This is a genomic window from Verrucomicrobiia bacterium (genome assembly GCA_019634635.1).
Taxonomy (GTDB): Bacteria; Verrucomicrobiota; Verrucomicrobiia; order Limisphaerales; family UBA9464; genus UBA9464.
In genome coordinates this window covers 1-21,511 of the sequence record JAHCBB010000007.1, presented here as the reverse complement: position 1 = coordinate 21,511, position 21,511 = coordinate 1, and the positions used below count along the sequence as shown (strand labels likewise).

Here is a 21,511-nt window from a genome sequence, read left to right as displayed (position 1 = left end):
GGCCGAACGCGGTGGTGGTCAGCGCTGATCTGCGCCGCCGTCCCGCCAGTCCAGTCCCAGGGCGCCAAGCTGTGCGCGCATGCCGGACAGATCCCAGAGTTGCAGTCGTTCCGAGCCGACCAGCACCGCAAGCTGCCGTCCGTCCGGGCTCACCGCCAAAGGCATCGTCCCAGGGGGCAGGGGCAGCAGCGGTTCCAGCGTACGGGCGTCGCGCAAACCCGAGGTGCGCACATCACTGGTGACCCACAGGCTCCGGCCATCCTGCGCATACAGAACGCGCGAGCGGCGCACGCTGGGGAGATCCAGGGCCCGGGTCTGCCGCCAGGATTCCGTCTCGTGAATTCGGAGGCCTGCGGACGTCACCACCGCCAGTTCGCTCCCGTCGGGAGCGAAGGACAGGCTCAGCACCTCGTCGCGAAGGTCCAGGACACGCAGAGGTTCCAGGTTCGGCAACCGGAACAGGCGCAGGCTTGAGGCGCGGTTTCGGAGCAGGCCGAGCCAGCGCTCGTCTGCGGAGGCGTAGGCCCAGCCGGCCACCGCCGGGTGCCGGACTTCGATACCGGCGTCCCCGCCGTTGCGTCTGATCACCCGGGTGTCGTCCCGTCCGGTCAACACCAGATGGTTTGAGAGCACGTTGACGGTGAGCAAATCCGGACTGTGAATCACGGGCAGCGGTTCCAGTTGGGGCGGACCTCCGGGCGGACCCGGCTGGACTCGCCAACGATTCAGCGTCCCTTCCCACCAGGCGAAGAGCTCATCGCTGTCCGCCGAAAATGCCGGCACATGCGTCTGGTCCCCGGGTGCCCGTGCGGCCGGGCCGGGCTGGGCCAGATCCCAGACGCCCAGGTGCAGGTCGCCATCCGCCGCCAACCAGCGTCCATCGGGGGAGAAGGCGGCCCACCAAAGTCCCCGGCCCAGCGGGTCCGCCAGTTCGCGACATTCCGTCCGGGTCAGGAATTCGAACAGGGAAATGCCCTGCGGGGTGCGCAGGGCGCATTGCCGGCCATCCCGACGGAACTGGATACGGAAGGAGTTGACCCCGAGGGTCAGGGCGCGTCGCCGGCCGCGCAGATCCCAGCAAATCAGTTCGTTCTCCCACCCGCCGGTGATGAGGAGCTCCCCCGATGGGCTGAAGGCCGCCTCGACCGCCTGGGCCTGATGCCGGCCCAGCTCCAGGAGCTCCCCGGTGGACACGTCCAGCAGCCAGACGGTGCCCGCAAAATCCGGGATGGCCAGCAGATGGCCGCCCGGATGCCATGCAACCACCCCGACGTAGGCCGGACGCGGAACGGTCAGGAGCGGTTTCCCCGAGATGGAATCATGGATGGAAACAAACGCCTCCCCGCCCGTCTCGTAGGCGACCGCGAAACGATCGCCGTCCGGTGAGAATCGCAGCGACGCGGGGTCCGCCGGCCCGGGAAGCCGGAATTCGCCGATGACCGTACCATGTTCCACGTTCCACAGCCGGATACGGCCCCGCTCATCACCGGCCATGAGGCGGGGGTGGCGAGGGTGAAACGACAGCGCGTTGCCGGTGAGCGCGGCCCGGGCATGCAACACGCGTTGGATGGATGCAACGTGCCACACCTCCAGGTCGGCCTCGGCCCCACCCGCGTCACGGTCGCGTTTCACCGCAAGGTAACCACCGTCAGGACTCCATAGCATCAGGTCCGCCGTCAGCGCCTCGGCGGCCGGTAACGAGGCCGTCAGATGCCCGCCCTCCACGGCGTGAATCTCCACCGGTCCCCGATCCCGGCAGATGGCGAAGCGCAAGAAGTCCGGATCCAGCTGCCGGCCGGTCACGCGGGAGTCGAAGGGCAGCTGCCGCCCGGGGCGAAGGTCGGGGAGAGCCAGCGCTGCCAGAGCGATCGGGCGCAGCTCCACCGAATTGGAAATTGCCGCGGCCCGTCGGAGCGCATCCAGGGTGAGCACCCGCTGACCGATTTCGCCGCTGCGCACCAGGCCGCGAGCCTGCCCCACCAGCGCGGCGTAGAGTTGCTGCTCCGTTTCCAGTTCGGCCATCTCGGCCCGCATTCGCATGCGGGATTCCTCCAACCGGGCCGCCTCCGCCTGCCGGCGTTCGCGATCAATGCGCCAGACCGCCAGCGGAGAACCAACGGCCACCGTCAGGAGGAGCAGGGCCAGCACCGACAGGATTCCGGCGAGGGCGGGCCGGCGCCGGCACCAGCGCGCCAGCCGCGCGGGCGCGTTCATGGGTCGCGCGACAACCCGCTTGCCGGCCAGCACCCGGTTCAAATCCTCTTCGAGATCGCGGGCGGTCGGGTAACGGCGGAGCGGCTCCTTTTCCAGGCATTTCAGACAGATGGTTTCCAGGTCGCGTGGCACGCCCGGGTTCAGCCGGCGGGGCGGCATCACCTCATCCTCGATCACCTGCCGCAGCGTGGCGGGCACACTGGCGGCCATGAAGGGCGCCCGCCCCGTGAGCGCGTGGTACAGGATTGCGCCCAGGGAATAGACGTCGCTGGCCCGCGTGGCCGGCCCCAACCGGGGATCCGCCTGTTCCGGCGGCATGTAATTGGGTGTGCCGATCACCTGGCCCGTCTGGGTCAGGTCACCCTCCGTCAGGCCAACCAGGGACGTCTCCCCGGTCGGATCGGCGGGCCCGCCGGATGGTGGTGCGTCGAATCGCTTGGCAAGGCCGAAATCGGTGATGTGGGGGATGCCGGCGTCGTCCACCAGGATGTTGGAGGGCTTGAGGTCGCGATGCAGCACGCCCTGCTCATGTGCAAAATGCACCGCGGCGGCGATGAGCCGGAGCAACCGGGCCGCCTCCCGGCCGGGCAGCGGCTGATCGCGTGTCAATTCGGCCAGGCTGCGGCCGGCGATCAACTCCATCGAGAAATAGGGCTGACCTTCGAATTCGCCTGCTTCGTGAACGGCCACGATGTGGGGATGCCTCAGCCCGGCCGCGGCCCCGGCTTCCCGACGGAAACGGGCGCGAAGTCTGGAGCCCGCGAGAGTTCCCCCGATCAGGACCTTCAACGCCACCAGCCGGTTCAAGCCCGGTTGTCGCGCGCGATAAACCACCCCCATGCCGCCACGGGCGATCTCGGCGAGCAGTTCGTACCGTCCCCAGCGCCGGGGCAGGTCCTCCGGCGGACAGTCATCGCGTTCCGCCGGGTTATTGCGGACTCCGAGCCGGATCAGGCAGGAGGGACAGTTGCCCTCCAGCCAGCCCGAAATCGGCGAGCCGCACGCCGGACACTGTTGAGTGCTCTCCATCAAGCCGCGGGGTTCGAGCCTGCCAACCGGGACTGTTTTCCAAAGCGTGGCGGATGTTCCTCCACAGGGCGCGGAAGCGGGCCGGGGACACGGAAGTCACGGTTCGCCCAACGCCCGCATCAGACACCGCATCTCCTCATCCACCTCGCGCGGCGAGGCCACCGTTCGGGTGACTTCCACGCGCAGCAGTTCTCCGTAGCGCCGCCGCAGCCGGTGCACCGCCACCCGCAGCGCACCTTCGGACATTTTCAACTGCCGGCTGAGACCGGGATAAGCCGGTGCCTCCTGCCCGGACAGGAGGCTTCGGGCGGCCTGGAAGAACTCGCGTTTGCCGGCCATCTCGTATTCTTGCCGCAAGGCGTCCAGTGCCTGCTTCAGCAAGGTGAGCGCCCACTCCCGGAGGTAGGAGGTCCCGGCGTCGTCGGCGCGGGCCGACTGCCGGGCAAGGTGGTCGTCCACATGCGTCGTGTTCAGCGGAATGAAGGTGAACTGTCCGCCGCGCTTCTGGCGACGGGCACGTTGCCATTCCCGTGCGAGAAAGGAGTCGAGCCGGGACAGCAGGAACGTCCGGAACCGGCCTTTTGCCGGGTCGGCCTGCCGCAGTTGGTCGCCGGTGATCAGTTGGGAAAGGAACTGCTGGGTGAGGTCCTGGGCATCTTCCGGGCCATGCCCCTTGCGCCGGACATAGATGTAAATCGGACGCCAATACACCCGGCATAGATCCTCCAGTGCCGGACGCGTGGAGGCATCGTGTCCCTCGCCTGCCGACCGCACCATGCCCCAGAGTGTGGTGGCGAAGATCCTTGGTGCGTCCGTTGCAAGATCTGGCGACGGCGTGGCCATGGCTTGAACCCCTTTGGCGAAAATAGCGGCGACCCCCGGCTCCTTTCCAGCAGGTTCTCAGTCTTCTCCTGTGCGGAATCCGCGCGTTCACCGGCAGTCGAGGAGGGTTGGTCCCGTGCGAGTCAGCACTGGATGGAGGGGAACGTTGGGCCGGGCGGGGGGCGGAAGGTGCCGAGTGACATGAGGTTGAGGAGCTTGACGGTACGGAAGCCCGCGGCGAGCGCGGCGTGAAACAGCTCGGGATGGCTTATCGGAACGATGACGGCTGACATCGGCTCTGGAACGTGCCGCGCGGTATGGCTGGCGATGGCGAGCAGATCCATCACGGAGTCCGCGGAGCCATGGCCGAAGAGTGTGGCGATCTGGTAGGCGACGATCTGGCCGTCGCGCTCGCGGACAAATCCCGGAAGGCCGGCGGCGATCAGGGCCGCGGCATCGCTGGCGCGCGAGGATACGTAGCGCCGGCCCGAAAGCGCCGCGATTTCGGGAAGATCGCCGGCGGTGACAGGGCGGAACGAGGGATCGTCTGCGGCTGCGGGTCGGGGCAGCATGAGCGCGGCGGTGTCCCGCCACCGGAAGCCGAGGCGTGAGTAGAGGGAGAGGGACGTGGTGTTGATGGCTTCCTGGAAGAGGCGGACATCGGCATCGGGGCCGCGCCGACGCCGCGCCTCCTCGATGACCCATTGCATCAGGCTGCGGCCGACGCCCCGGGACTGCACCGTCGGATCCACGGTGATGGGTCCGACCCCGCACACCTCATCGGCCAGCAGGAGGAAGTTCGAGCCGATGAGGCGGCCGTCCGTGACCGCGGCCACGCCCGTGTAGTCCTGGCGATGGAGGACGCCGCCGATGATGAGCCTTCCAAGCTCCTCATTGGGAACATCGGCGTGGACGCGGTGTCGCTCGTGGAGCGTGTTGAAGGCGCGGTGGCAGATCCGGGCGAGATCGTCGAGGTGCTCGGGACGGGCGGGGATGAGTTGAACGGACATGGTTGCGGGATCGTGGTTTCGGGGTGAACGGGCTGTTCAGGGCAAGGCGATCGGTGAGGTTGCGGGACGGCGGCCGAATGCGCGCCCGGCCCGGTGCACCTGGCGGCCGGTCGAGGGATGTTCCCCGCGGGACTGCGCCAAGAACCCCGGAAAATTGGTCAAGGAAATGGCGAATGGCTGATCGGAATGTGCCATGAGGTCTACGCGAGAATCTCGCGGATGACCTGCCCGTGGACGTCGGTCAGGCGCCGGTCAATGCCGCTGTGACGCCAGGTGAGCTGTTCGTGGTCGAGTCCGAGGAGGTGGAGGAGGGTGGCGTGAAAATCATGGGCGGTGGTTACGCCCTCGACGGCTTTCCAGGACCATTCGTCGCTCTGGCCGTAAGCCACACCGGGCCGAACCCCGGCCCCGGCAAGCCAGGAGACGAATGTTCCGCCATTGTGGTCGCGACCCACGCTGCCCTGACTGAAGGGCATCCGGCCAAACTCGGTGGTCCAGACCAGCAGCGTGTCGTCCAGCAGGCCCCGCGCCCCAAGATCCATAAGCAACGCCGCCGCCGGCTGATCCATCCGCCGTGCGGCGACGCTCAGTTCGCTGGCGATGTTCGTATGATTGTCCCAGTTGTCGGAGCCGCCGCCCTGTCCGCTCCACACCTGGACGAAGCGAACGCCACGTTCCACCAGGCGCCGGGCCAGCAAACAGCGGTGTCCGAAGTCGGCGGTTTCCGGTTGGTCCAGACCGTAGAGCCGCTTCGTGGCGGCCGTCTCGCCGGTCAGATCGAGCAGTTCCGGAGCGGAGAGCTGGAGACGTGCCGCAAGCTCGTAGCTTTCGATACGTGCGTTGAGTCGGGAATCGCCGGGATGCACGGCGGCATGGCCGAGGTTCATCTGGCGGAGCAGGGCCAGTCCGTCGGCCCGGCTGGCCGGGGTGATGTGTGTCGCGTCCGCCGGGGGCCGGAGGTGGGTGATGGGGTGCGCCGCGGTGGCCTGGATGACGGTTCCCTGGTGGTTGGCCGGGAGGAAGCCGGAGGTGAACGCGCTGCGTCCGTTGTACGGCAGGCCGCGCACATCGGGCAGAACGACGAAGGCGGGAACGTTGTCGGCGAGGCTGCCCAGCGCGTACGAAATCCAGGCACCCGCACAGGGGAATCCCGGCAGCAAAAAGCCGCTGGTCTGCAGATAGGCCGCCGGTCCATGGACGTTCGACGCCGACTGCATCGCCATGAGAAACGCCAAGTGGTCCACCTGTTTCGCCAGATGGGGCAGCGCACTGCTCACCCAGCGACCGGACTCCCCGTATTGCGCCCATTCGAAGGGACTCTTCATCACCGCGCCCGGGATGCTGATGCTGGCTTCGACTCGTGCCCCGGTTCCGGGATCAAAGGGCTTCCCGTGAGAGGCGATCAGCTGCGGTTTGAAATCAAAGAGGTCGCACTGGCTCGCGCCCCCGTTCATGAAGAGCTGGATGACGCGTTTCGCAGCCGGCCGATGCCGCGGTTCCGTCGCCGCCTCCGCCTCGCGTTGCCAGAGCGAGGTCAGCGCGATGCCTCCGAGGCCGTTGCCCAGCCGGTTCAGAAACGCGCGTCGGTTGTGGGCCGGGTGCATCGCTCAGTCGAGGTGGAGAAACTCGTTGCTGTTCAGGAGCATCTGGCACGCGTTGGCAAGGCCGTGCTGCCGGGCATACGCGGTCAGTCGCGCATGTTCCTCCGGGGTGGGCGGGCGCTGCAGGATCAGACGGAAGGCGGCGGCGGTCTGTTCGTCCGGACCGTTGTCCACGCCGGTCAGACGCGCAGCCAGGTGTTCGCACTGTCGGATGACGAACGGATTGTTGAGCAGGGCGAGGGCCTGAAGCGCGGTGGTCGAAACGCTCCGGACTGGTGTCAACGTGCCGCCATCGGGAGCATCGAGGGCATCCATGAGCGGATCGGGAACGGTGCGAAAGACGAAGCGATAGATGGCGCGCCGGCGATTCTCCGGCGCATCCGGGGGAAAGGTGTCGTAGTCGAGGAACGCGGGCGCGCCGCCGTCGGGCTCGAAGGTCGCCTTCCCACGATGCACGAACTGCACCACGGCCGGTCCACCCGTCGTCAGATCGAGCTGGCCGCTGAACTGCAGCAGGCTGTCCCGGATCTGTTCGGCGGTCAGTCGGCCCGGATGCATGCGCCACAGCAGACGGTTGTCGGGATCCACTTCGGCGGCATCGGAACGGTGGGCGGCCCCCTGGCGATACGTGTCACTGGTGACGATGAGCCGATGCAATGCCTTGAGGGAGCCCTGGGCTTCGTCGCGAAACCAGACCGCCAGCCAGTCGAGCAATTCCGGGTGACTTGGAGTGCCCCCCATCCGGCCGAAATCGTTTGGAGTGTCGCACAGGCCGCGGCCGAAGTGGTGGTACCAGACCCGGTTGACGATGCTGCGCCAGGTCAGGAGGTTCCGCCCATCGGTCAGCCAGAGGGCCAGCGCGGCCCGGCGGTTGGACTCCTCCGCCCCTTCGGCCACCGCCAGTTCACCCGGCAGGCCCGGCACACAGGAGAGCGCGCCCGGACCGACCCGCTCCCCCGGCTGGTTCAGATCCCCGCGGTGGAGCAGATGAATCGGGCGGGGTGTTGGCGCAGGCTTGAAGCTGCCCCGGGGCGGAAAATCCCGGGTGACGGCGTACACCATCTGCGGCGCCGGAAGGGTGGCGAGTTCCCGCTCGATCTCGTCCAGGAGAACCTGCTGCGCCAGCGCTTGTTGCTCTTCCTTCGTCCGCTCTGCTTCCGGTTTGCGAAACCGGACGCCCAGGGAAGCTGGCAAGGGAGGACGCTGGTCCTCGGGAAGGTTCCCGGTGCAAAAGGTCACGCGGAACCGTCCCAACTGATGGCCGGACGTCCCCGCCTGCTCCAGCCGGAGAATCAGCGTGGTTCCGGTTTCGTAACCGAGAGGTTGCTCCAGCTCGAAGACCGCCTCGTGGGGTTCTCCATAGCGGGGATGGATGCTCCAGAAGGTTTCGGGCCTGCCATCAATCGCATGGGCGATGACATCCCCGCGGTCGGAGTGGTCGGCGGTGGCCCGTGAAAACGCGAGGCGTGTCGCCCCCCGGGAGGCGTCCCCCGACGGCAGCGCCTCTGCACGGAATTCTGTCAGATGGAAATTGCCCGCGGGATCATACCGGCCGGGGCCGCGTCCCGGCAGGGAGTCATCCGGCAGCGCCTCGAGACGCAGGGCCCGGATATCCGTCCGGTGGGTCCGGGCGGTGATGATGAAGGTGTCCTTTTCCGGCAGAGCACCGTTCACCCTCCATGAGCCGTCGGGCTGCAAGGCGAACGTGGTTTCGGCGCCGCTGGCACTCGTGACGCTCAGGACGTCGAGCGGTTCCCACGACGCCTCTCGTTTCGCGGTGGATTCCCCGAGGGCCGCCACCTTGCGCCGGGTCTCCGGCGCGACGAGGGCTTGCATCGCCTCCGGGTCCCGCCGCTCCAGCGAGGCCTTGCGGGACAACAGTCCGCGCCGTCGCCGATGGATCGTGCCGTCGGTATCGAACGGACGATCGGCGCGATCCACGCCTGCAAACACGGCCTGAAGCGCGTAATACTCCCGTTGCGAAACGGGATCGAACTTGTGGTGGTGACACCGGGCGCAATGGACGGTGAGGCTCTGGAAGGTGCTCATGACCGTGGTCACCATGTCATCACGATCCAGGACCCGGGCGAGTTGGTGATCGTAGGTGTCCTCACGCACACCGACCATCAGCGTGTCATCCCAAGGACCTGCCGCCAGGAATCCCAGGGCCACCGTGGCCTGGGGGTCGTCGGGGAACAACGCATCGCCCGCCACCTGCTCCTGCACGAACCGTGTGTAGGGCCGGTCTTCATTGAACGCGCGGATGACGTAGTCGCGATAGGGCCACGCGTTGGGTCGCGCGTGGTCGTGGTCGTTTCCGTGGGTGTCGGCATAGTGGACCGCATCCAGCCAATGACGCGCCCAGTGTTCTCCATGCCGGGGTGACGCCAGCAGGCGGTTGACCAGGGTTTCGTAGGCCTTCGGATCGGGATCCGAAACGAAGGCGTCCACCGCATCCGGACTGGGCGGCAGCCCCGTGAGATCGTAGGTGACCCGCCGGATGAGGGTCCGGCGGTCGGCTTCAGACGAGGCCTCCAGGGAGCGGGTGGCCAGGGCGGCGCGGATGAACCCGTCAATCGGGTTGTGGCCGCCAACCGGAACGTCGGGCCGGATCAGGGGTTGCAGGGACCAGTGGGGCGGGGTCTTGGGCGGCGTGCCGGCCAGTTCCTCCGGCCAGGCGGGTCCGGCATCAATCCAGGCGCGCAGCGTGGCGACTTCCCCGGGCGTCAGCGGTGGGACGTCACTTTTCGCGGGCGGCATCGGATGTCCCTCGTCGTCGCCACTCACGTAGCGGATCAGCGGGCTGCGATCTGCTGCGTGCGCCACGATGGCGGGGATCCCGCTGTCGCCGCCCCTGAGGGCCGTCTCCCGGATGTCGAGCCGGTACCCGCTCTTTTGCCGTTCGGGTCCGTGGCAGCCGAAGCAACTGCGTTGGAGGATCGGGTGCACTTCCCGGGCAAAATCTGGTGCCGTCTGGGCGGAGCCTGCAAGGACGGCCGCAAGTGTCCACCACCGCAGGATGCCACCGCTGTTCATGCGCCGGCCTCCACAAGTTCGGGACCGAATGGGGCGCTGGTGATCATCGGTGCAATCACATCCCTTCGAATCGTGGGGAACACGGCGAGCCGTTCATGGGGCGGGATGCATTCCCATCGGCAGTAGCCCGGCTGCGGGGATGTGGCGAGCGCGAAATCCCCCGCTATCGCCGGGTTCCTGGGCGAAACCTCTGGAAACGGGATGGACTGCGGGATGGCGGCCGGGGTGCGCTGCGGGCTCCTTGCGAATGCGGGGGCGGCGGTTGGCGGTCGGTGGGGCGCTCCGGAGGGCGGTTGATGTCGAAGCCCTCGGCCCGCTTGCGCACGATGCCGCGGCCGATGAAGCGCTCCAGTTGCCGCAGCGCGGTCTGATCCTCCGGGGTCACAAAGCTCACGGCATCCCCGATCGCCAGGGCACGACCGGTGCGACCAATCCGGTGGACGTAATCCTCCGGGTGCATCGGGAAGTCGTAGTTCACCACGTGTGAGATGCCGTCCACATCAATCCCCCGGGCGGCGATGTCGGTGGCCACAAGGACGCGCGCTGCTCCGGACTTGAAGTCGGCAAGGGCCCGCAGCCGCTGGCTCTGGGAGCGGTTGGAGTGCAGGGTGGCGGTCGCAATGCCCCCCTGCTCGAGGCGGCGCGCGATCCGATCGGCGCCGTGCTTCATCCGGGAGAACACCAGCACCATGTTGTATCCGGGGTCCCGGAGCAGATGGAGCAGCAGCGCCGGCTTGAGGTGGGACGGCACCTCGTACACGAACTGGGTCACCGTCTCCGCCGGGTTGGATCGCCTCCCGATCTGGATCTTCCGCGGGTGATGCTGGAACTCGCGGCTGATCTGTTCGATCTCGGCGGACAGGGTCGCCGAGAAGAGCAGGGTCTGACGTCGTTTCGGCAGCGCCGCGAGGATGCGGCGGATGGATGGCAGGAAGCCCATGTCGAGCATCCGGTCCGCTTCGTCCAGGACCAGATGTTCCACGTCGCCCAAATGGCCGCAGCCCTGGCCCATCAGGTCCAGAAGCCGTCCCGGACAGGCGACGATGATGGGCCGTCCGGACCTCAAGGCCGCCTTCTGAGGTCCCTCGCCCACCCCGCCGAAGACCGTGGCCGTCCGGAAGGGCAGATGCTTGCCGTAAATGCGGATGTTTTCCTCGATCTGGACCGCGAGCTCCCGGGTGGGTGCCAGGATCAGGGTTCGCGTTCCCGGTCGGCCCGGGCCGGGGCCCGCGTTGGCCAGGCGATGGAGGATGGGCAGGGTGAACGCCGCCGTTTTGCCCGTGCCGGTTTGGGCGATGCCGATGAGATCGGCGCCCTCGAGCGCCGGTGGAATGGCCGCCAACTGGATCGGGGTCGGCTCGGTGTAGCCGGCCTCTCGGACGGCCTGAAGGATCCTGGGATCGAGTCCCAGCCCGGAGAAAGGCATTTCGGGGAGGCTCGCGGAATCCGGGTGCGGAATCACGGAGGATTTTTCAAAATTCGGGCCTGGTGGTCCGGCCGACGCCAGGCGCGGTCGCCGCAAACGGAGCGGTCTCTCCCGGGCAATGGCGCCCCGGGGCCCGGTGGAGGGCTGCGCGTTCCGCGATCGCGCTCACTGGAAGGCGATTCCGGTCTGTTCTTCCGGCTTCCTTCCCGGTCGCACTCTCCTAACCTGTTCCCGGGCCATGATCCGCTCCTTTTCCTTCACCACCACCGGGAGGCTTCATTCGCGGGACATCGAGATGTTCCTGATGCCCACGCTGCTTGCAGACACCAATCTCTTCCTCTGGGTGGATATCGAGGCGGCGTCGCCGGACGAGGCGCGGCAGGTCCTCGAGGGGGTCTTCCACTTCCATCCGCTGTCGGTTGAGGACTGTCTCGGGGAGAGTCCCTCGCCCAAGGTCGAGAGCTACGAACCGAAGGAGGACGACCGGTTTGCACCGTACCTGTTCCTGGTCATCCATGCCGTGGACTTCAACCGTCAAAACGGGCTGTTTGACACGCGGGAACTCAACTTCTTCCTCGGACGCAATTTCCTGGTGACCTATCACATGGTCCCGCTGCGCTGCATTCAGGAAACGGAGGAACGCTGTTTGCGAAGCACGGTTCATGTGGCCCGCGCGCCCGACCGGGTGGCCCATGCCCTGCTGGACTCGCTGGTGGACAACTACAAGCCGGCGCTCGAGCAATTGAGCCTGCAGATCGCGGAGGTGGAGGACAGCGTGCTGCGGCAGCCGGACCCCGCGGTGATCGAGACGATATTGCGCCTCAAAAAGGAGCTGATCCACCTGAAGCAGATCATCGGCCCGCAGCGCGAAGTCATGGCCCGGTTCGCGCGGGGCGAGTTCAAGCTCGTCCGGGCCCACCTGGTGCCCTACTACCGCAACGTCTACGACGGCCTCTACCGGATCAGCGAGCTCGCCCAGAACTACGCCGACTCCCTGTCGAACATCCTGCAGATCTACCTCAACATCTCGTCCAATCAGACCAGCGAGGTGGTCAAGCTGCTGACCATGATCACCGTGATCACCACCCCGCTCATGCTGGTGGGCACCTGGTACGGCATGAATTTCGAGGCCAGCATGCCGGAGCTGAAGTGGCGCTACGGCTACCTGTACGCGATTCTGATCACGCTCATCAGCACGGTGCTCACCTTTCTCTACTTTCGCCGCAAAAAATGGCTCTGAAGCGGTCCGCAGGTCCCAAGTCGGGATTCCTCGACAAGGTCCTCAACCGGCTCAACCGGCTGGATCCCGAGGGGGTGCAGAGCGTCGTCCAGCGACTCCAGCGCGAACGGGCGATGCTGGGCACGCTCTTCAACACCATTGAGGATGGCATCGTGGTCCTCGACCGCGTGGGGAACGTGGCGTACCTGAACCAGGCGGCCGCCCGGTTGATGAGTGTCGCCGCCGACGGGACGGCAGGCCGGCCGCTGGAGCAGGTGCTGCCCGAGTTGGATCCCGCCCTGCTCCGGCCGGTCGCCGGCGGCCGCGTGGTGCGTCGCGAGCTGGAGATCCAGTTTCCGCGTCCGCGGTTTCTCCGGCTTTATGCGGCACCGATCGAGGACGATCCCGAAGCCGGGGTGGTGCTCGTGCTGCACGACGCCACCGAGCACCGGCACCGGACCCGGGAGGCGGTTGAGGCTGAGCGCGGGCACGCGCTGACCCTCATGGCGGCCAGCGTGGCCCACGAGATCGGCAATCCGCTCAACGCACTCCACATCCATCTCCAGCTCATGGAGCGCGAGGTCCGCAAGCTGAGCGGCGCCGGGCCGTCTGCCGAGCGCGTGGCAGACCGTCTCCAGGAGTTTTTGGACGTGGCCAAGGGGGAGGTGGGCCGGCTCGATTACATCCTGACGGATTTTCTTCAGGCGATGCGTCCCTCGACGCCCCAGTTTCGCGACGGCCGGGTCAACGACGTGGTGCAGCAGACGATGGCGCTGCTCGGTCCCGAGCTGGCAAACCGGGGTCTGGAGGTGGTCACCCGCCTCGGCCGGGGCCTGCCGGAGGTGCGGATGGATCCGGCGCAGATCAAGCAGGCGCTCCTGAATCTCGTGAAGAACTCCATGCAGGCCATGACCCGGGGGGGCACCCTGACACTGGCGACCGGGGGCACCTCCGAGGACGTGTGGATTGCGGTGACCGACACGGGTGCGGGAATCGCCGCCGACCAGTTGGGTCGTCTGTTCGAGCCGTTCTACACCACCAAGGAACGCGGCTCCGGGCTGGGGCTGATGACCGTCCAGCGCATCCTCCGCGACCACGGCGGCCGGATTGATGTGGAGAGTGCGGCCGGGCGGGGCTCGACCTTCAAGCTGCGGCTGCCGCGGCTCCGGCGCGGGGCCCTGGCGCTTCCGGCGGCGGGGGACAGTCCTCCGGGCTCTTGATCTTTGAACCGGCGCTTCCAGACTTCGGCGTCCGCTCCTGCATGACCTCACCGACCCTCCTCATTGTTGACGATGAAAAGCCCACCCGCGAGGGCTTGCGGGCGGCGCTCGAGGAGAAGTTCGATGTCTATGTCGCCGAGGACGCCGCGTCGGCGCTTCAACTGCTGGAGCGCGAGGCCTTCGCCGTGCTGCTCACCGACCTGCGGATGGCGGGAGACGACGGGCTCCAGTTGATCCGACGGGCGAAGGCCCTGCCGCGTTCGCCGGTGTGCATCCTGATGACCGCCTACGGCTCCGAGGATCTGGCGGTGGAGGCGATGAAGGCGGGGGCCGACGACTACATCTCAAAGGGCCGGCTGCAAATTGACGAACTGGAGCTGCGCATTCAGCGCGCCCTGAAACGGCAGACCCTGGAGAGCGAGAACACCCAGTTGCACCAGCGACTGGACCAGAAGTTTGGGATCAGCCAGATCCTGGGCGAATCGCCGGCGATGCAGCAGGTCTTCGAGACGCTCCGGGCGGTTGCGCCGACCCGGGCCACGGTCCTCATCACGGGAGAGAGCGGCACCGGCAAGGAGCTCGTGGCCAAGGCGATCCACCAGAACAGCCCGCGGGCCCGCGGGCCGATGATCACCACCAACTGCGCGGCACTTCCGGCCACGCTGCTGGAGAGCGAGCTGTTCGGCGCCGAGCGGGGCGCCTATACCGGAGCCCACGAACGGCGCATCGGCCGCATTGAGCAGGCCCAGGGCGGGACGCTTTTCCTCGACGAGATCGGGGAGCTCGACCCGGCCACCCAGGTGAAGATCCTGAGATTCCTCGGCGAGCGCACCTACGAACGCCTGGGATCCAACAAGACGCTCACCGCCGACGTCCGCCTCATCGCCGCCACGAACAAGGACCTTCAGGCACTGGTGAAGGCGGGGCGGTTCCGGGAAGACCTTTATTACCGCCTTGCGGTGGTCCCGATCCCCCTGCCGCCGCTGCGGGAGCGGGTCGTGGACATCCCGGCCCTTGCGGGCGCGTTCCTGAAGGAGTTCGCCTCCGAGAATGGCAAGGCGGTGACGGGCTTCAGCACCGACGCCATGAACCTGCTCCTGCGCTATCACTGGCCCGGCAACGTGCGGGAGCTGCGGGCGGCGGTGGAGCATGCCGTCGTGCTCTGCCGCGAGTCCCTCGTCGCCCCCCGGGACCTCCCCGCAGCGGTGCGGATGCCGCAGGCGGACTACACCGAGCAGCGGACCCGCGAGCAGTTGGCGGGTGGGAAGCTCACCCTGAAGGATGCCGAGCGGCAGCTGCTGATCCACGCCTTGCAGGAGACGAATGGCAACCGGTCCCTGGCGGCAAAGAAGCTCGGCATCAGCCGCCGAACCCTGCATCGCCGCCTGCACGAGTTCTCACTGGAGGGCTTCACCTCCGATTGAATCCGCGCCGTCCGCCGGACCCATCGGGGGGCCCCCGGGGAGGTGTGGAACACCTTCCCTCGGCGCCCGGTCCGGGGCAGGCTGCTCCCCTTCAAGATGAACCCCCCACCGCCGCGGCACGGAATTCAAACGCTGGTCCACTATCTGGAGGTTGGATCGGGCCAGGTCTGGCTGCGCCGGCTCGTGGCCCTGGTGGTCGTCCTGCTCCTCGGCATCCGCTATCAGGTGAGCGAGGCGCGGAATTTTTCCGCCCCGGATGCCATGGACATGGCGCAGCTCGGGCGAAACCTCGCCGAGGGCCGGGGTTACGTCACCGGCTTCCTCCGTCCGCTCAGCCTGAGCCTCCTCCAGTCGAGGGCCGTCACCGCGGGCGGCGACCCGCGATCCGTGCTCACGCAGCCGCATCCGGACATCGAGAATCCCCCGGTGTTCCCTGCCCTGGTGGCCGGCGTGCTCCGGGCGCTTCCCGAGTCCTACCGTTATGGCCTTCCTGCGGACCCGTTCTTTCGCCGTCCCTACGCGGAGACGGCCATCAGCGCCGCCAATCTCGTCCTGCTCGCCGGGGTGGTCCTGCTGGCCGGGAGCCTGGGACGCCGGCTGTTCGACAACACGGTGGGCTTCCTTGCCGCGGGGGCGACTCTTGTCACGGAGACCTTCTGGCAGTTTGCCAATGCCGGGCTGCCGACCGTTCTGCTGATGGCCTTGGTGCTCATGCTGGCCCACGTGCTGGTGGGCTTGGATCATGAGGCCTCCCAGCCGTCCCCTCGGGGGGGGCGGCTGGAAGGGTTTGCCCTTGCGGCGGGGCTGCTGACCGGCATTGCCTTCATGACCCGTTACGCCTTTGGCTGGCTGGCGGTTCCGGTGGTCGGGTTCTTCCTATGGCGGGGCGGACGCTGGCGCGTCCCGCTGGCCCTCACCGTGGTGTTGACGATGGCCATGATGGCGGCCCCGTGGCTGGTGCGGACCTGGCGCCTGAGCGGGAATCCCTTCGGCACGGCGATTTATGCCGTGCTGGCGGACACCGCGGCGTTCCCGGGCGACCGGTTGGAGCGTTCGCAGCACCCCCAGATGGATCCCAACGAGCGGCTGGCTCCGGTTCGCAAACTGATCCAAAACACGGGTGCCATCCTGCGCGACGAGATTCCCCGGCTCGGCGGCAGCTGGCTGGCCGCCTTCTTCCTGGTCGGACTGCTGGTGCCGTTCCACGACCCGACCCGCAACCGGATCCGATGGTTCGTGGTGGCGTCGCTGGCGTTGCTGACCGTGGTTCAGGCGGCAGTGCGGACGTCCGTCACCGGAGCGTTCGGACCGGTCACCGGGGAAAACCTGCTGGTCACGCTGGCGCCGCTGGCCTTCGTGTTTGGCGCCGGATTGGTGGTGATGCTCCTGGATCAGATCGAGTGGCCCGCCCTGCTGTTCCGGACGCTCACGCTGAACGTGGTCCTGCTGGCCCTGAGCATCCCGTTTCTGCTCAGCTGCATGCCGCCGCGCTCGGTGGCCCTTGTGGACCCGCCGTACCGGCCGGGCGTCATCCGCGAGTTCGCCAACTTTACACCGCCGGACACCCTCTTCATGAGCGACGTTCCGTGGGCGGTTGCCTGGTATGGCCCCCGGGACTGCCTGTGGGCGACGCTGCGGGTTGAGGACACCGCCGAGGCGAACATCAACAACCGGCGCGAGGACTTCTTTGTGTTCTCCGAGGCGAGGCGCCCCGTACGCGCGGTCTATCTCTCGCCGTTCTGGGCCGACCAGCCGATGCAATCGCGGTTCATCTCGGACCCCGATTTTGCCTGGGGCCGCTTCTACTTGAACGTGCGGTTCAACCAGACCATTCCCACCGGATTTCCTCTCAAGAACATCCTCGGCGGTTCCTACATGGTGAACGGTCACTTCCTCGCCGCGGACCGCGACTACTGGAACCGGCTCGATCGTTGAGCGGAACGATCCTCGTACGCTCGGAAGATGGCGGATACCGACGCATTGTACGCCATCCGATACGTGTACGTATAATCTGCGGCGTCGCCTCCGGAAGGTGGCATGCAACTTGGTGCGTGGTTAACTATTAATGCAGGAGTGAGTTTGCGCTTGAGAAGCGGGACTCGCGTGTGTACCAGACTCGGGTTTCGCGTGCCGGATCCTTGTCTGGTTTGCCCCTGCAGGAAGTGAATTCCTGGTTGGTGGCAACGGTTTCGCCGCGATTCCCAAACATCTGGCGAAGCCATGCTCTCCTCATCCGCTTGCGTTCACGCATTCTCCCAGCAGCCGATCCAAGTCCCCAGTCGGGCCCTCATGCGATGGGCGTGCCTCGTGGTCCTGTGGATGGCGGGCACCGTGCATGCCGCGACCCTGCTGCACCACTGGAACTTCAACGGGACGGGATTGCTGGACGTCTCCTCAACCTTGGCGGAGCACCCGGCGAGCCTGACGGTGACCCCGGCTTCGACAACGGACGTCGTGGCGGGAACAGGGCAGGGCTTCAGCGGGGCCAATGCGATCGGCCTGGACGGCTCTGGAAACCACCTGCGGATCAACTTCCCGCTGCTCTACACGGTGGTGGCGGCGCTGCCGACTTCGGGATACCGCGACGTTGCGGTTCGGTACGAGACACGCCGATCGGGACAGGGTGCGGGGCTTCAAAAGGTGGAGTACACCACCAACGGGACGGACTACGCGGAGTTTCAAACGGTGGTCGTTGCGGATGCCAATCCGGCGGTGGTCACCCTGGATTTCTCGGGGATTGGTGGGGCGCGGGATAATCCGGACTTTGGACTTCGAATCACGTTTCAACAGGGTGCCGGGGGCGTCGAGGGCAACCAGCGGTTGGACAACCTGACCGTCCACGGGGTTGAGGACTTGGGGGAACCAGTGGGGGAGCGGGTGGTGCGGCAATATTGGAGTTTCAACGAGGTGGAGGGCCTGCTGGAGGCGCAGTGGGGGGCGGGGGCCATGGGCCTGGAGGTGGAGCCGGGGCCGACCACGGCGATTGTGGCGGACAGCGGCCAGGGGTTTGCGGGGATCAATGCGCAGGGGGATGCCGGGGCGGGAACCCACCTTCGGGTGAACAATCCGGTCGGGGCGGTGTTGAAGGCGGGATTGCCGACGACGGGATTGGATTCGGTGGTGGTGCAGTATGAGACGCGCCGGTCGGGACAGGGGGCGGGAACGCAGGAGGTGAGCTACACGACGGACGGGGAGCACTACCAGGCCTTCCAGACGGTGACGGTGGCGGATGCGGCTCCGGCCGTGGTGCGGCTGGATTTCAGTGCGGTGGCCGGGGTGTCGGACAATCCGCACTTTGGAATCCGGATCGCCGTGGAGCAGGGCGGCGGGGGCACGGGCGGGAACAACCGCTTTGACAACCTGACGCTGGAGGGACGGACGCTGCCCGGGGAAGCGGTTGGGGCACGGCCGGAGTTGGTGCCGCCGGGGTTGGTGAACGGGTGGGCAGGGGAGGCGCTGGCGGTAATTCTGGAGGGGACGGATGCCGATGGTCCCTCATCGGAGCTGCAGTTTGAGCTGGTGAAGGGGCCGGCGGGAATGGCGCTGAGCGCGGGGGGGCTGCTGGAATGGACGCCTCCGGCAGAGCTGGCGGGGACGACGCAGGGGGTTCTGGTGCGGGTGCGGGACGGGTTTGTGCCGTCGCTGAGCACGCTGGGACGTCTGGAGGTGCGGGTGGAGGCCGGGAACACCGCGCCGGTGCTGGGGGCGGTGGGCGATCAGAGCGTGGAGATCCTCACGCCGCTGATCTTGTCCCTGGGAGCAACCGATGGGGATCTGCCGGCGCAGGCGCTGAGTTTTGAACTGGTCAGTGGACCGGAGGGCATGACCGTGACACCGCAGGGATTGCTGAGCTGGACGCCGACGGAGGCGCAGGGGCCGGGAGAATACCCGGTGACCGTGAAGGTCACGGATGGTGGGGAACCACCTTTGAGCGATTCGGGGAGCTTCACCGTGACGGTGACGTCGGTGCACTGGACCCTGCTGCACTTTTGGAATTTCAACGATGTGAGCGCGGTGCCCGCGAGCCTTCTGGCACCGACATTCACCGCCCCGGCGTTGCCAGGGACCCTGGAGATCACCCCGGCGTCAACCACGGACTTCCGCTCGGGATCCGGCCAGGGATTTGTCGCAGCCAATGCCCCGGGCACCGACGGCGCCCGCACGCATTTGCGCGTGGACAATCCGCTGCAGTACACAGTGAGGGGGAGGCTGCCGACGACGGGATTTCGCGGGGTGCAGGTGCGGTACGAGACCCGCCGGGTGGGGGTTTCGGCCGGGGTGCAACAGATCGCGTACACCACGGATGGAGTCACCTACGTGCCGTTCCAGACGGTGACCGTGCCGGACGCCACCCCGGTGGTGGTTTCACTCGATTTCTCGGGCATTGCCGCGGTGGACAACAATCCGCTGTTTGGGATCCGGATCACGTTCCAGACCGGTTCCGGCGGCACGGGCGGAAGTCACCGCTTCGACAACCTCACGGTGCATGGGCGATGGATCCCGCTGGTCGCAGCCCAACCGCTGCGGATCAATGAGGCGATGTCGGCGACGGTGGAGACGCTGTGGGACTTCGAGGGAGAGCCAGAGGATTGGATCGAGATATATAATCCGAATTCGGTGCCGGTGCGACTGACCGGCTACGGCCTGAGCGATAATGCATCCCAGCCCTACAAGTGGGTGTTTCCCGAGGCGGTGATGCTGGGGGGGGAGCATCTGGTGGTTTTCGCCTCGGGGAAGGATTTGCGGGAGCCGTCAACTAGGCTCGTATTGCACACCAACTTCAAGATCAGTGCCGACGGGGAGACGTTGGTGCTCAGCGCCCCCGGAGGCGGCTTGGTGGACCAGATGGTGGTGCCGGCACTGCCGCGGGATGTTTCCTACGGGCGGCTGGGAGCGGGGGGGGCGGAGTTGCGCTACCTGCAGCCGGCGACTCCAAGGGCGCCCAACACCGGGCCGGGGTATGTGGGGGTGGTGCCGGCCCCGCGACTGACGGCAACACCGGGGTATTACACCGGGCCGGTCCCGGTGGGTGCCATTCTGGAGGGTTATGACGGAGCCACGCTGCGCTACACCACCAACGGGGACGAACCCACCGAGAACTCTCCGGTTCTGGCCGCCCCGGTGCTGTTCCAGAGCCGGGCAGGCGAACCCAACCTTTGGGCGCATATCCCAACGGCCTCGAATGAAAGTCCGGGATCGCCGGGCAAATGGGGATGGGATGGCCCTCCCGAGGCGGAGACATACAAGATCAACACGTTCCGGGTGAGGGCATTCAAGGTGAATCATGTGCCCAGCAAAGCGACCTCGGGTACCTACGTTGTGGATCCGGACGGGATTTCACGGTACGAACTTCCTCTCGTGTCCATCATGACGGATTACGAATCCCTTTTCGATCCGGCGCGCGGAATATTTATTCCTCCCAATTACCGGCGGGAGGGTATCGCTTGGGAACGGGCGGCGCATATCGAGTATTTCGAGAACGGCAGCTTGGGTTTTCATCAAGAACTTGGCATCCGGATCCATGGCGCGTTCAGCAGGAATGCTCGACTCAAGTCGCTCCGGCTTTATGCCCGCTCCCAATATGGACCGGATGCCATTACATATCCCTTGTTTCCCGGGCATCGCAACAACACCCATGAGCGTCTGATTTTGCGCTCGGGAGGCACAGACTGGGGTGGGGTGGCGTTCCGCGACGCCTTTGCGCAGTCGCTGCTCAAGGGAGTGACTGATATCTCCATTCAGCACCATCGTTCGGCAATAGTGTTCATCAACGGCGAGTACTGGGGGATTCAGCAGTTCCGGGACCGCTATGATGACAACTATTTGAGGGTCCAGTTTGGTGTGGAGCAGGCGGACATCCTTGAGTCCATCAGCACCGTGGTTACTGGAACAAACACTCATTATCTGGAGTTGATTGATTATCTCTCCACCGAGGATCTGAATGCCCCGGGGCGATACGACTGGGTCAGGTCCCGGATGGATGTTGAGGATTTCAGGGATTACTACATTGCGCAGAGTTACGTTGCGAATACGGACCAGCCTGGCGGTCCAAACATCCGTTTCTGGCGCTCCCGAACAGTGGATCCTGCGAACCCGCTTGCGGACGGCCGCTGGCGATGGTTTCTGCGCGATCTGGACAAAGGCATGAACTACAGGAGCTTTGCAGGTCCAAACCGTGACATGCTCCAGTTCAATACAGGCCTCGCGAACATCAACTCGACGGTTGTCACTGGCCCGGCGGCCGACGTTCCGGAGGCAAAGAATACTCCGGAAGCGACCCTGCTGTTGAGACGCATGCTGTCAAATCTGGAGTTTCGCCGGGACTTTATCACCCGGTATTCGGATCTGCTCAACACGGTGTTTGCCCCACTCCCGGTCGAGATGCGGTTGACGGAGTTTCAAGATGAGTTCGAGTCCCACATGCCGGAACACATGGCCCGGTGGGGCCTCCCAACCTCCATGAATTCGTGGCATGAGCTGTTGAGCTCCATCGTTGACTTTGGCCGGAAT

Annotated in this window: 11 protein-coding genes; 5 read left to right on the top strand and 6 right to left on the bottom strand. The window is 66.3% G+C overall.

Features of this window, described 5'->3' with window-relative positions:
- Positions 1–18 precede the first annotated feature (18 nt).
- The 6 genes from KF791_06455 to KF791_06430 all read right to left on the bottom strand — a co-directional run bounded on the left by KF791_06455 (position 19) and on the right by KF791_06430 (position 11,138).
- Positions 19–3,243, bottom strand: a complete 3,225-nt coding sequence (locus tag KF791_06455) for a protein kinase (protein MBX3732220.1) — start codon at positions 3,241–3,243, stop codon at positions 19–21.
- Between the two features lie 96 nt (positions 3,244–3,339).
- The gene (locus tag KF791_06450; protein MBX3732219.1) at positions 3,340–4,086 is read right to left on the bottom strand and encodes a sigma-70 family RNA polymerase sigma factor; all 747 of its coding nucleotides are present in this window, start codon (positions 4,084–4,086) and stop codon (positions 3,340–3,342) included.
- A gap of 122 nt (positions 4,087–4,208) precedes the next feature.
- Positions 4,209–5,075, bottom strand: coding sequence for a GNAT family N-acetyltransferase (locus KF791_06445; protein MBX3732218.1), 867 nt, complete (start codon positions 5,073–5,075; stop codon positions 4,209–4,211).
- Between the two features lie 200 nt (positions 5,076–5,275).
- The gene (locus KF791_06440) at positions 5,276–6,679 is read right to left on the bottom strand and encodes a DUF1501 domain-containing protein (protein ID MBX3732217.1); all 1,404 of its coding nucleotides are present in this window, start codon (positions 6,677–6,679) and stop codon (positions 5,276–5,278) included.
- A gap of 3 nt (positions 6,680–6,682) precedes the next feature.
- On the bottom strand, positions 6,683–9,712 hold the full coding sequence (locus KF791_06435) for a PSD1 domain-containing protein (GenBank protein MBX3732216.1): 3,030 nt from the start codon (positions 9,710–9,712) through the stop codon (positions 6,683–6,685).
- Positions 9,713–9,875: 163 nt separating this feature from the next.
- The gene (locus KF791_06430; protein ID MBX3732215.1) at positions 9,876–11,138 is read right to left on the bottom strand and encodes a DEAD/DEAH box helicase; all 1,263 of its coding nucleotides are present in this window, start codon (positions 11,136–11,138) and stop codon (positions 9,876–9,878) included.
- 238 nt (positions 11,139–11,376) lie between these two features.
- Between KF791_06430 and corA the strand changes: the two genes are divergently transcribed.
- From corA to KF791_06405, 5 genes are all read left to right on the top strand, one after another.
- Entirely contained in the window at positions 11,377–12,378 is a 1,002-nt protein-coding gene (corA, locus tag KF791_06425; protein MBX3732214.1) for a magnesium/cobalt transporter CorA, read from the top strand.
- Positions 12,369–13,577: a PAS domain-containing protein gene (locus tag KF791_06420; GenBank protein MBX3732213.1), complete on the top strand. Its 1,209-nt coding sequence runs from the start codon at positions 12,369–12,371 to the stop codon at positions 13,575–13,577. The genes corA and KF791_06420 overlap by 10 nt, the downstream gene beginning before the upstream one ends.
- A gap of 41 nt (positions 13,578–13,618) precedes the next feature.
- Positions 13,619–15,001, top strand: coding sequence for a sigma-54-dependent Fis family transcriptional regulator (locus KF791_06415; GenBank protein MBX3732212.1), 1,383 nt, complete (start codon positions 13,619–13,621; stop codon positions 14,999–15,001).
- 96 nt (positions 15,002–15,097) lie between these two features.
- The gene (locus KF791_06410; GenBank protein MBX3732211.1) at positions 15,098–16,936 is read left to right on the top strand and encodes a glycosyltransferase family 39 protein; all 1,839 of its coding nucleotides are present in this window, start codon (positions 15,098–15,100) and stop codon (positions 16,934–16,936) included.
- 354 nt (positions 16,937–17,290) lie between these two features.
- On the top strand, positions 17,291–21,511 hold a 4,221-nt coding region (locus KF791_06405; protein ID MBX3732210.1), incomplete at its 3' end, for a CotH kinase family protein.

Coding starts and splice junctions, on each gene's coding strand:
- KF791_06455 (MBX3732220.1), bottom strand. CDS start 3,243: ATGGAGAGCACTCAACAGTGTCCGGCGTGCGGCTCGCCGATTTCGGGC.
- KF791_06450 (MBX3732219.1), bottom strand. CDS start 4,086: ATGGCCACGCCGTCGCCAGATCTTGCAACGGACGCACCAAGGATCTTC.
- KF791_06445 (MBX3732218.1), bottom strand. CDS start 5,075: ATGTCCGTTCAACTCATCCCCGCCCGTCCCGAGCACCTCGACGATCTC.
- KF791_06440 (MBX3732217.1), bottom strand. CDS start 6,679: ATGCACCCGGCCCACAACCGACGCGCGTTTCTGAACCGGCTGGGCAAC.
- KF791_06435 (MBX3732216.1), bottom strand. CDS start 9,712: ATGAACAGCGGTGGCATCCTGCGGTGGTGGACACTTGCGGCCGTCCTT.
- KF791_06430 (MBX3732215.1), bottom strand. CDS start 11,138: ATGCCTTTCTCCGGGCTGGGACTCGATCCCAGGATCCTTCAGGCCGTC.
- corA (MBX3732214.1), top strand. CDS start 11,377: ATGATCCGCTCCTTTTCCTTCACCACCACCGGGAGGCTTCATTCGCGG.
- KF791_06420 (MBX3732213.1), top strand. CDS start 12,369: ATGGCTCTGAAGCGGTCCGCAGGTCCCAAGTCGGGATTCCTCGACAAG.
- KF791_06415 (MBX3732212.1), top strand. CDS start 13,619: ATGACCTCACCGACCCTCCTCATTGTTGACGATGAAAAGCCCACCCGC.
- KF791_06410 (MBX3732211.1), top strand. CDS start 15,098: ATGAACCCCCCACCGCCGCGGCACGGAATTCAAACGCTGGTCCACTAT.